The 2,560-nt window shown below is 53.8% G+C and carries 1 rRNA gene; it reads right to left on the reverse strand.

From position 1 onward, the window contains the following. Nucleotides 1-2,560 (reverse strand): 23S ribosomal RNA (locus ACWDD7_RS37535); the annotation flags it as partial.

Here is a 2,560-nt window from a genome sequence, read left to right on the forward strand (position 1 = left end):
AGACGACCTTCTGCTCATCCTCCGAGTGGGTGGGGCCGGGGCTGGGGGTCGCGGACGGGGTCGTGGACGGAGACTTCGAAGATCCCGGTCTCTTCCGAACATAGCTACCCGGCGATGCCACTGGCGTGACAACCGGTACACCAGAGGTTCGTCCACTCCGGTCCTCTCGTACTAGGAGCAGCCCCCTTCAAATATCCAACGCCCACGGCAGATAGGGACCAAACTGTCTCACGACGTTTTAAACCCAGCTCACGTACCTCTTTAAATGGCGAACAGCCATACCCTTGGGACCGGCTACAGCCCCAGGATGAGATGAGCCGACATCGAGGTGCCAAACACCGCCGTCGATATGAACTCTTGGGCGGTATCAGCCTGTTATCCCCAGAGTACCTTTTATCCGTTGAGCGATGGCCCTTCCATACAGAACCACCGGATCACTATGACCTGCTTTCGCACCTGCTCGACTTGTCGGTCTCGCAGTTAAGCACGCTTATGCCATTGCACTATCAGCACGATTTCCGACCGTACCTAGCGTACCTTCGTACTCCTCCGTTACGCTTTGGGAGGAGACCGCCCCAGTCAAACTGCCTACCATGCACTGTCCCCGACCCGGATCACGGGCCAAGGTTAGAACCTCAAACAAACCAGGGTGGTATTTCAAGGACGGCTCCACCGAAACTAGCGTTCCGGTTTCATAGCCTCCCACCTATCCTACACAGATCGGTTCAAAGTCCAATGCAAAGCTACAGTAAAGGTTCATGGGGTCTTTCCGTCTAGCCGCGGGTAGATTGCATCATCACAAACACTTCAACTTCGCTGAGTCTCGGGAGGAGACAGTGTGGCCATCGTTACGCCATTCGTGCAGGTCGGAACTTACCCGACAAGGAATTTCGCTACCTTAGGACCGTTATAGTTACGGCCGCCGTTTACCGGGACTTCAATCAAGAGCTTGCACCCCATCATTTAATCTTCCGGCACCGGGCAGGCGTCACACCCTATACGTCCACTTTCGTGTTTGCAGAGTGCTGTGTTTTTATTAAACAGTCGCAGCCACCAGTTTATTGCAACCCCTTCACCCTTCTGGCGCAAGCCAGTCAAGCTACAAGGGCGTACCTTATCCCGAAGTTACGGTACCAATTTGCCGAGTTCCTTCTCCCGAGTTCTCTCAAGCGCCTTAGAATACTCATCTCGCCCACCTGTGTCGGTTTGCGGTACGGTCATCATTAGACTGAAGCTTAGAGGCTTTTCTTGGAACCACTTCCAATTGCTTCGCTCCCTAAGGAGCTCGCGCCACACCCTTGAATTCCGCACCCGGATTTGCCTAAGTGCCTTCTCCAATGCAGCGACCGGGACTTCCAACACCCGGACAACCTTCCGCGATCCGTCCCCCCATCGCATCTAACAATGGTGCAGGAATATTGACCTGCTTCCCATCAGCTACGCATTTCTGCCTCGCCTTAGGGGCCGACTCACCCTACGCCGATGAACGTTGCGTAGGAAACCTTGGGCTTACGGCGAGGGGGCCTTTCACCCCCTTTATCGCTACTCATGTCAGCATTCGCACTTCCGATACCTCCAGCACCCTTTACAAGGCACCTTCGCAGGCTTACGGAACGCTCTCCTACCATGCGAGCAAAGCTCGCATCCGCAGCTTCGGTATATAGCTTAGCCCCGTTACATCTTCCGCGCAGGACGACTCGATCAGTGAGCTATTACGCTTTCTTTAAAGGGTGGCTGCTTCTAAGCCAACCTCCTGACTGTTTTAGCCTTCCCACTTCGTTTCCCACTTAGCTATATTTGGGGACCTTAGCTGGCGGTCTGGGTTGTTTCCCTCTTGACACCGGACGTTAGCACCCGATGTCTGTCTCCCGTGATTGCACTCTTCGGTATTCGGAGTTTGCTATGGCGGGGTAATCTGCAATAGACCCCCCAACCATGACAGTGCTCTACCCCCGAAGGTGAGACACGAGGCACTACCTAAATAGTTTTCGGAGAGAACCAGCTATTTCCAGGTTTGTTTAGCCTTTCACCCCTATCCACAGCTCATCCCCTAACTTTTCAACGTTAGTGGGTTCGGACCTCCAGTACGTGTTACCGCACCTTCATCCTGGCCATGGATAGATCACCTGGTTTCGGGTCTACGCCCAGCAACTGAACGCCCTATTCGGACTCGCTTTCGCTACGCCTGCCCTATACGGTTAAGCTTGCTACTGAACGTAAGTCGCTGACCCATTATACAAAAGGTACGCCGTCACCCCTTACGAGGCTCCGACTGTTTGTATGCATGCGGTTTCAGGATCTATTTCACTCCCCTCCCGGGGTTCTTTTCGCCTTTCCCTCACGGTACTGGTTCACTATCGGTCGATCACGAGTATTTAGCCTTGGAGGATGGTCCCCCCATCTTCAGACAGGATTTCACGTGTCCCGCCCTACTTGTCGCACACCTAGTTCTTTCATACTGTTTTCGCCTACAGGGCTATCACCTGCTATGGCCGCACTTTCCAGAGCGTTCGGCTAACAATACAAATAAAGAGTGCAAGGCTCATCCCATTTCGCTCGC

The organism is Streptomyces sp. NPDC001056 (assembly GCF_053598955.1).